Raw genomic sequence first — 7,854 nt, forward strand, 5'->3', positions numbered from 1 at the left:
GTCAGTTGTCATCCATCGCCCGTCAGTCCCCCGCCCCCGCCCGGTCCCCTCGCAGCGCCGTGTCCGCGGCGCCACCGGCCCCGACGGCGCGCAGCCGGGAGGCGGCGGTGGCGGCCAGCTGCGGAGCGAGCCTGGCGACGTCACGGGAGCCGACCACCGCGATCAGGCCGGGCAGCAGCCAGCGCGCCGGTTGCATCCCTCGCAGCCAGGCCTGGGCGTACACATGGGCGGAGCGCCGGGCGATCCCGGCGACGATCCGCTCCACCGCCGGCTCCAGCGGATAGGTCTTGTTGGCCGGCCACGGCAGCCGGCTGCGCATCTGCTTCAGTACGGCGTCCTCGTCGGCGCCGCGGACCATGTCGGTGTCGGTCCAACTCAGGTATCCCACACCGACCTTGACTCCCTGATAGGCGACCTCGGCGCGGATCGAGTGGGCGAAGGCCTCCACCCCGGACTTGCTCGCGCAGTAGGCGCTCATCAACGGTGCGGGCGTCAGCGCGGCGAGCGAGGCGATCTGCAGCAGGTAGCCCCGGCTCTCGGTGAGCGCCGGCAGGAAGGCCCGGGCGGTGGCGACACTGCCCAGCAGGTTGACCTCGATCACCCGACTGAAGGCCCGGTGGTCGCTGTCGGCCAGCGGTCCGCCGATCGCGATCCCTGCGTTGGCGACCACGGTGTCGATCCGCCCGTAGTGCTCCTTGATCCGGTCGGCGGCGTCGCTGAGCGCCTCCAGATCGGTGACGTCCACCTCCCACGCGGTGGCGGCCGCGCCGCACTGGGCCGCGACGGCCTTCAGCTCCTCCGGTTCCAGGCCGAGCAGCGCGACCTTGGCCCCGCGCCGGGCCAGTTTGCGGGCCAGCGAGGCTCCGACTCCACGGGCGGCCCCGGTGACCACCACGACCTGCGCGGACAACGGCGGGATGGCGTTCATGCGACGGTGGTCCTCTCGACAGCAGAAGCGGAGGCGGAAGCGGGCGCGTCAACAGCGGAAGCGGGCGCGGGAACAGCAGCGGGACCGACAGCGGAAGCGGAAGTGGCCGCGTCGGCGGCGCGGCCGGGGCTCAGGTAGGCGGAGGCCATCCGGTCGATCTCGGCGGCGATCTCCACCGGCCGCTCCAGCGGCGCCATGTGCCCGACCCCGGGCAGCAACAACAGGCCCTGCGGGTCCGCGAGTTCGGCGACCATCCGGTGGGCGTGCACCGGCGGAGTCAGCCGGTCCGCGGTGCCCACCACCACGGCGGTGGGGGCGGCGATCCGCCCGAGACCGGCGCGCACGTCCAGCCGTTCCAGCACTCCGGCCCAGTGGAAGCGGACCCCGGTCGGGCAGGCGTGCACGATCCGGGCCGTCGCCTCGACCTGTCCGGCGGTCGAACCCGTCCCCATGATCGCGTACTTGAGCGCGGCCCGGCTGGCGCCGGAGACCGGTCCGAGCGGCATCCGGGAGCGCAGCAGCTGCCGGTGCAGGAAGCGCCGCAGGCCCGGGGCGCGGACGCCCTTCGGCAGGACGGTGAGCAATGCGAGCAGCTCGGCCGGACCGGTGGAGATCAGCAGGTTGGCGGCGGTGCGCTCGGCGACCTCGGGCCGGCCGCCGGCCGCCATGATGGTCATCCCGCCCATGCTGTGACCGGCCAGCACCGCCCGCTCCCCCGCCGGGACGGTCCGCGCCAGCACGGCGGCCAGGTCCTCGGCGAGCGCCCGGGTGGAGTAGCGGGCCCGGCTGGGCGGGATCTCGCTGTGGCCGTGGCCGCGCTGGTCGTAGGCCACCACCCGGTAGCGGTCGGCGAGTTCACGGATCACAGGGGCCCAGAAGGCGGTCGAACAGGTCCAGCCGTGGGAGAGCACCACGGTGGGCGCACCGGGCTGGCCGTGCACCTCGACGTGCAGCCGGATGCCGTCCGCCGATCGCACGCTCAACTCCTCGACGGGCGTGGGCGGTACGTACTCGGCAGGCAGGTGGACGGCGGTCATGCGGTGGCCTCCTGGACGGCGGTTCCGGGAGCGGTTCCGGAAGCGGTTCCGGAAGCGGTTCCGGAAGCGGTTCCGGCGGTGGGACGGGCGGTGGGACGGGCGGCGCTCGGGGCGGTGCGCATGATCAGCTCGTACTCGCCGAGGTCGACCTTGCGGGTGGCCCGGCGGAAGGAGGTGGTGGAGCCGGGCCAGAGCACGGTGTTCTTGCCGCTCGGGTCCAGGTACCAGCTACGGCAGCCGCCGGTGGTCCAGACGGTGCGGTCCATCCGGTGCTGGAGTTCCAGGTTCCACTGTCGCTGGGCGCGGACGGTGGGCTGCATCGCGGTCGCGCCGACCGAGTCGAGCGTCGTCAACGCGTCGATCATGTAGTTCAGTTGGGACTCGATCATGAGGATCATCGAGCTGTTGCCGAGGCCGGTGTTAGGGCCGATCACGAAGAACAGGTTGGGAAAGCCGCGCACGGTCGAGCCGCGCAGCGCCTCCATGCCGTCCTTCCACTCCTCGGCCAGGCTCGTCCCGTTCGCCCCGAACACCCGGGCGCCGATGGGCATGTCGGTCACGTGGAAGCCGGTGCCGAAGACGATGGCGTCCACCTCGTGCTCGCTGCCGTCGGCGGCCACCAGGGTGGAGCCGCGCAGTTCGCGCAGGCCGGAGGAGACCACCTCGGTGTTGGCGGCGGCGAGCGCCGGGTAGTAGGTGTTGCTGAGCAGGATGCGCTTGCAGCCGATCCGGTAGTCCGGGGTGAGCCTGGCGCGCAGCGCCGGATCGGCGATGCCTCGGGCGATGTGGCGTTCGGCGATCTGCTGGACGACGCGCAGCAGTCCGGGGCGGCGCACGAAGGCGTCCACCTGGATCTCGCGGAGGGCGAACAGGGTTCCCCGGCGGATCTTGGCGGTGACCGGGAGGCGGTCGTGCAGCCACTTCTCCAGCTGGCTGATCTCGCGGTCGCGGCGCGGCAGCACCCAGGCCGGAGTGCGCTGGAAGACGGTCAGCTTGCCGACCTTCGGCTGGATCGACGGGATGATCTGGGCGGCGGAGGCCCCGGTGCCGACCATCGCGACGCGCTTGCCGGCCAGGTCGAAGTCGTGGTCCCAGCGGGAGGAGTGGAACACCTTGCCGGGGAAGGTGCTCAGGCCGGGCAGGTCGGGGATCTGCGGGTCGGCGAGCGGTCCGGCGGCGGAGACGACGGCGTCGGCGGTCCACTGGCCGGCCGAGGTGGTGATCCGCCAGCGGGCCCGCTCGCTCTCCCAACGCGCCTCCAGAACCTCGGTGTTGAAGCGCAGATGAGGGCGGAGGCCGAAGACGGTGGCGACCTTCTCCAGGTAGGCGCGGATGTCCGGCTGGCCGGAGAAGCTGCGCGGCCAGTCGGGGTTGGGCGCGAACGAGAAGGAGTAGAGGTGCGAGGGCACGTCACAGGCGCAGCCCGGGTAGCTGTTGTCGCGCCAGGTGCCGCCGACGGAGTCAGCGCGCTCCAGCACGACGAAGTCGGTGATCCCGGCGCGGCGCAGCCGGACGGCGGCACCGAGGCCGCCGAAGCCGGAGCCGATCACGGCCACCCGTACGTGCGGTACGGCCTCCGCCGCAGCATCGGGGTCGGTCGCGTCGGTGCCTCCGGACGCGCCCGTGGCACCGGACGCACCGGACGCACCGGACTCGCCGGAGCGTGGGCGCTTGCTGCTGGATGCCATGCGGCCTCCTCCTGAGGGTGGGGCGGTGGTCGTCACGCTCTTCCGGGGAGGACACCCCGGAACCCTGCCAATCGCGCCAGTAATCACTGGCATGGTTGGCAGGGTAGCCCTTGCTGACACCGGATGGAAGAAGCGCGACAGCCCGGATTCGCCGGAAGTTCCCGAAGCTCCCGCACGCTCCCGGGCCGACCCCACGGACCTATGCTGATCGCCGTGGACAAGGTCAGAGCTGCTGCGGGCGACAGAAAACGCGAGTACCGGGTGGAGGAACTGGCCGAAGCGGCCGGGATCACCACCCGCACCCTGCGCTTCTACCGCGAGCGCAAACTGCTCCAACCGCCCCGCAAGGAGGGCCGGATCGCCTGGTACGGCGAGGAGCACCTGGCCCGGCTGCGGATGATCGGCGAACTACTCGAACGCGGCCACACCCTGGGCGGGATCGCCGAACTGATCGGCGCCGGCGAGAGCGGGCGGGACGTCGCCGAGCTGATCGGCCTCGAGGCCGCCATCGTCGCCCCCTGGTCGGACGAGACCCCGGTCCGACTGGAGTGGGACGAGCTGAAGGCCGCCTTCGGGGACCAGCTCACCGAGGAGAACACCGCCGAGTCCATCGCCCAGGGCTACATCACGGTGGAGGACGACGGGATCACCCACGTCAGCCGCCGACTGATGGACGCCACCACCGAGCTGGTCGCCGAGGGCGTGCCGCTCTCCGCCGTCCTCGACGCCTCCCGGCGCACCCGGGAGCACGTCGACGCCATCGCCGAGATCTTCATCGAGGTGGTCAGCGAGCACCTGCTCAGCGCGCTCTCCGGCGACACCCCGCTGGCACCCGGCGAGGCGGCCCGGCTCACCGAGCGCATCCTGCGGGTGCGACCGCTCGCCCGTACCGTCGCCGATGCCCAGTTCACCCTCGCGATGGACCGCCGGGTGCGCGCCGAGTACCACGAACTGCTGCGCCAGCGACGGGAGTACGGCTCCGAGGCGTAGCGGGGCCACCGGGCGGGCAGGGATTCCGGTGCCCCGTAGGCCACTTGGGGGAGGCGACCGGTGGGGGGTTCCGCCCGGCGGAGGCCCACCCGCTGGAGGCCGGATCCTTGAAGCCCGCTCGTTGAAGCCCGCTCGCTGAAGGCCCGCTCGCTGAAGGCCAGCCCGTTGGAGGCCCGCCCGTTGGAGGAGCCGCTGATGCCCCGAACCCTCAGCCGCCGCGCCGCGCTCGGCCTCGCCGCCGGGCTCGCCCCGGGCCTGGCACTCACCGCCTGCGGGTCAGGCTCCCCCGCCCCGGGCGGCGGTTCGTCCGGCTCCGGCGACACCCGGACGGTCCGGCACGCGCGCGGCGAGAGCGCCGTACCGGCCCGGGCGAGCCGGGTGGTGGTGCTGGACACCGACGCCCTGGACTCGGTGGTCACCCTCGGCCTGAGCCCGGTCGGCGCCACCACGGTCAGCGCGGGCGCGCCCTTCCCCGGGTACCTGCCCGCCGAGCGGCTGGCCGGGACGAAGCCGGTCGGCGCGATCGGCCAGCCCAACCTGGAGGCGATCGCCGCACTGCGGCCGGACCTCATCCTGAGCAACCAGGTCCGCGACGACAAGCGGTACGACCAGTTGTCCAGGATCGCGCCCACCGTGCTGTCCAGGACCACCGGGCCGACCTGGCAGGAGAACGCCCGGCTGCACGCCGAGGCGTTGGGCCGGCAGACCGAGGTCGCGGCGGCGGACGCGGCGTACCGGACGAAACTGCGGGACGTGGTCACCGCGCTCGGCGGGCCGGCCAAGGCGGCGGCCACCCGGGTCGAGATGGCCCGCTTCCTGGCCGGCGCCCCTACCCGGCTCTACCTCGACGACACCTTCGTCGGCTCGTTGTTCAAGGACCTCGGGCTCGGCCGCCCGGCCAACCAGGGCAAGCCCGGCTTCTCGCTGGAGATCAGCCCCGAGCAGGTGGACCAGGCCGCGGCCGACGTCATCTTCTACTCGGTGTACGGGGACCCGGCGAAGTCCGACCACACCAGGATCACCGAGGGCGCACTGTGGAAGAACCTGGACGCCGTCCGCAACGGCCGGGTGTTCGAGGTGGACGACAACCTGTGGATGCTCGGCATCGGCTACACCGGGGCCGGGCTGGTCCTGGACCAGATCCGCAAGGACCTGGCCTGACGGCGGGACGATCACCGAACGAAGAACAGATGACAGATTTCAACATCTGTTATCTGTTCCCTGTCATCTGTCATCCGTCATCCGTTCGCTGCCATCCGTTCCCTGTTTCCCGTCGGCCGCCCCCCGGCTCCCGGCTCCCGGCTCCCGGCTCCCGGCTCCCGGCTCCCGGCTCCCGACCCTCCCCCGCTACGCGACGTCGTCCACCGCCCCCGGGGCCAGCGCGGGCGACGGGAACACCTCCCGGGCCTCGCCGCCGGACCACCACACCCCGATCGCGAACACCGCCGCCGCCTCCAGCAGCCCGGCCCGGTCGAGCCCGCCACAGGGCACCGGCGTGCAGCCCATCGAGCCCACCAACTCGGCCGTCAGCGCACCGGCCGCCGGATCGTCCGCGCAGTACGGGACGCCGAGCGGTGCGCCCTCGAAGCTCGGCCGCGGCAGCGACCAGATGCTCTCGTGGCAGATCCCGAACACCTTGGCCACCCGCGCCACCGGAGCTGCCGAAGCGAGCCTCCGGGCGATGGAGTCCGTGCCGCCCTCCGTGGTCAGGGTCGGCCCGCCCGCGCCCGCAGCCATCGGCACGGTGCAGTCCAGCAGGACCCGCCCGGCCAGCTCGCCGGCCAGCGAGCCGACCACCTGCTCCGCCACCCCGGCCGGCAGCGCGACCAGCACCGCCTGCCCGAACCGCGCCGCCTCCGCCAGGCCACCGCCGCCCGAGGCGCCGATCGCCCCGGCGAGCTTCCGGGCCGCGTCCGCGTCCCGCCCGCCCACCAGGACCTCGTGCCCGGCCCGCACCCAGGCCCCGCCGAGCGCGGCCGCCATGGATCCCGTCCCGAGAATGCCGATCCGCATGGTCCATCCACTCCTCACATCACGTCCTGTGCCGTACTCCGGACGCTAGAGGGGTCGATGCACACCGCCGGGTGTGCAACGGATCGGGCAGGATGACGGCATGCGGACCGAGGACGCGAGCGAAGACCGGCCGGACGGCGCCCCCGACGGCGCCCCGGGCAGCGACCTGGGCGGCAGGGTGTTCGCCGCGGACTGCCGCGCCCGGCTGGCCTTCGAGGTGATCGCCAACCGCTGGGACAGCGTGGTGGTGTACGTCCTCGGCGAACAGGGCCCGATGCGCCCCCGCGCGCTGCTGGACCGGATCGGCGGAATCAGCCCGAAGGTGCTCAACGAAACACTGCGACGGCTGGAGTACAACGGCCTGGTGGAGCGCCGCCGTTACGCCGAGGCCCCGCCCCGCGTCGACTACACCCTGACCGGGGCAGGCGTCGCGCTGCTCGGTCCTATCCGCGCGCTCGGCGCCTGGGCCGGTGTCCACGCCGACGCCGTCCTCGCCGCCCAGGACCGCTACATCGGCACCGCAGCAGCGAACTGACGCAGCGACATCGACGAGCCGTCAGTCCCCCGTGCCACCCTCGCCGTGAACCCGCGACAACCGGAGGCACCCGTGCACACCGATCACACCGATCTGGACGAACTGGAAGTCATCACGCTCTTCGTGGCGGACGTCCCCGCCACGAAGGCCTTCTACCAGGAGGTCTTCGGCGTCCCGGTGATCTACGAGGACGACGTCTCGGCCGTCGTCCGGCTGCGCAACCTGCTGGTCAACCTGCTCGCGGCGGACCAGGCGCCCGAACTGGTCGAGCCGGCCCCGGTGGCAGCGCCCGCCACGGGGGTCCGGGCGCTGCTCACGGTCCGGGTGCCGGACGTGGACACGGCCTGTGCCCAACTGGCCGAGCGCGGAGTCGCGTTGCTGAACGGGCCGGTGGACCGGCCGTGGGGTCGGCGGACGGCGGCCTTCGCCGACCCGGCGGGACACGTCTGGGAGGTCGCCCAGGATCTCGCCTGACCACCGCCTCCACCCGCCACCTCCACCGCCCCGCCCGCCAGCCAGCCCGCCCGCCATCCAGCCATCCAGCCATCCAGCCATCCAGCCATCCAGCCATCCGTCGGCCACCCCACCGTCTGCCACCCGAAACCACGGCCCCGCAGGGCAGTCGAGCACGGACGACGGCGGGGGCGACGGTGGTCCGCACAC

General features: G+C 72.9%; 8 protein-coding genes. 4 read left to right on the forward strand and 4 right to left on the reverse strand.

Going from position 1 to position 7,854, the window contains the following annotated elements; translation table 11 throughout:
• Positions 1–22: 22 nt before the first annotated feature.
• The 3 genes from ACFWIS_RS17935 to ACFWIS_RS17945 are packed head-to-tail and all read right to left on the reverse strand — an operon-like array spanning position 23 to position 3,653.
• On the reverse strand, positions 23–928 hold the full coding sequence (locus ACFWIS_RS17935; protein WP_380450932.1) for an SDR family oxidoreductase: 906 nt from the start codon (positions 926–928) through the stop codon (positions 23–25).
• On the reverse strand, positions 925–1,965 hold the full coding sequence (locus ACFWIS_RS17940; RefSeq protein WP_380450934.1) for an alpha/beta fold hydrolase: 1,041 nt from the start codon (positions 1,963–1,965) through the stop codon (positions 925–927). Before ACFWIS_RS17940 ends, ACFWIS_RS17935 begins: the two co-directional genes overlap by 4 nt.
• The gene (locus ACFWIS_RS17945; protein WP_380450936.1) at positions 1,962–3,653 is read right to left on the reverse strand and encodes a flavin-containing monooxygenase; all 1,692 of its coding nucleotides are present in this window, start codon (positions 3,651–3,653) and stop codon (positions 1,962–1,964) included. The genes ACFWIS_RS17940 and ACFWIS_RS17945 overlap by 4 nt, the downstream gene beginning before the upstream one ends.
• A 201-nt stretch (positions 3,654–3,854) precedes the next feature.
• Here ACFWIS_RS17945 and ACFWIS_RS17950 point away from each other — a divergent pair, with 201 nt between their 5' ends.
• Together ACFWIS_RS17950 and ACFWIS_RS17955 are read left to right on the forward strand one after the other, a co-directional pair.
• Complete coding sequence (locus ACFWIS_RS17950; RefSeq protein WP_380450938.1) at positions 3,855–4,643, forward strand: MerR family transcriptional regulator; 789 nt, start codon at positions 3,855–3,857, stop codon at positions 4,641–4,643.
• A 195-nt stretch (positions 4,644–4,838) separates the two neighbouring features.
• A complete protein-coding gene (locus tag ACFWIS_RS17955; protein WP_380450940.1) occupies positions 4,839–5,804 on the forward strand; it encodes an ABC transporter substrate-binding protein in 966 nt (321 codons plus the stop codon).
• A gap of 186 nt (positions 5,805–5,990) precedes the next feature.
• Here ACFWIS_RS17955 and ACFWIS_RS17960 read toward each other — a convergent pair whose 3' ends face one another.
• Entirely contained in the window at positions 5,991–6,656 is a 666-nt protein-coding gene (locus ACFWIS_RS17960; protein ID WP_380450942.1) for an NADPH-dependent F420 reductase, read from the reverse strand.
• Positions 6,657–6,756: 100 nt separating this feature from the next.
• Here ACFWIS_RS17960 and ACFWIS_RS17965 point away from each other — a divergent pair, with 100 nt between their 5' ends.
• Positions 6,757–7,191 carry a winged helix-turn-helix transcriptional regulator gene (locus ACFWIS_RS17965; RefSeq protein WP_380450944.1) on the forward strand — a complete coding sequence of 145 codons (435 nt, stop codon included), beginning with the start codon at positions 6,757–6,759 and terminating at the stop codon, positions 7,189–7,191.
• Between the two features lie 72 nt (positions 7,192–7,263).
• Positions 7,264–7,665, forward strand: a complete 402-nt coding sequence (locus ACFWIS_RS17970) for a VOC family protein (protein WP_380450946.1) — start codon at positions 7,264–7,266, stop codon at positions 7,663–7,665.
• Positions 7,666–7,854: the final 189 nt, after the last annotated feature.

It is taken from the genome of Kitasatospora sp. NPDC127060 (genome assembly GCF_042724935.1).
Classification (GTDB): Bacteria; Actinomycetota; Actinomycetes; order Streptomycetales; family Streptomycetaceae; genus Kitasatospora.

What these genes read in the sequence shown, in the direction of transcription:
- ACFWIS_RS17935 (WP_380450932.1), bottom strand. Translation starts at nt 928, where the DNA reads ATGAACGCCATCCCGCCGTTGTCCGCGCAGGTCGTGGTGGTCACCGGG.
- ACFWIS_RS17940 (WP_380450934.1), bottom strand. Translation starts at nt 1,965, where the DNA reads ATGACCGCCGTCCACCTGCCTGCCGAGTACGTACCGCCCACGCCCGTC.
- ACFWIS_RS17945 (WP_380450936.1), bottom strand. Translation starts at nt 3,653, where the DNA reads ATGGCATCCAGCAGCAAGCGCCCACGCTCCGGCGAGTCCGGTGCGTCC.
- ACFWIS_RS17950 (WP_380450938.1), top strand. Translation starts at nt 3,855, where the DNA reads ATGCTGATCGCCGTGGACAAGGTCAGAGCTGCTGCGGGCGACAGAAAA.
- ACFWIS_RS17955 (WP_380450940.1), top strand. Translation starts at nt 4,839, where the DNA reads ATGCCCCGAACCCTCAGCCGCCGCGCCGCGCTCGGCCTCGCCGCCGGG.
- ACFWIS_RS17960 (WP_380450942.1), bottom strand. Translation starts at nt 6,656, where the DNA reads ATGCGGATCGGCATTCTCGGGACGGGATCCATGGCGGCCGCGCTCGGC.
- ACFWIS_RS17965 (WP_380450944.1), top strand. Translation starts at nt 6,757, where the DNA reads ATGCGGACCGAGGACGCGAGCGAAGACCGGCCGGACGGCGCCCCCGAC.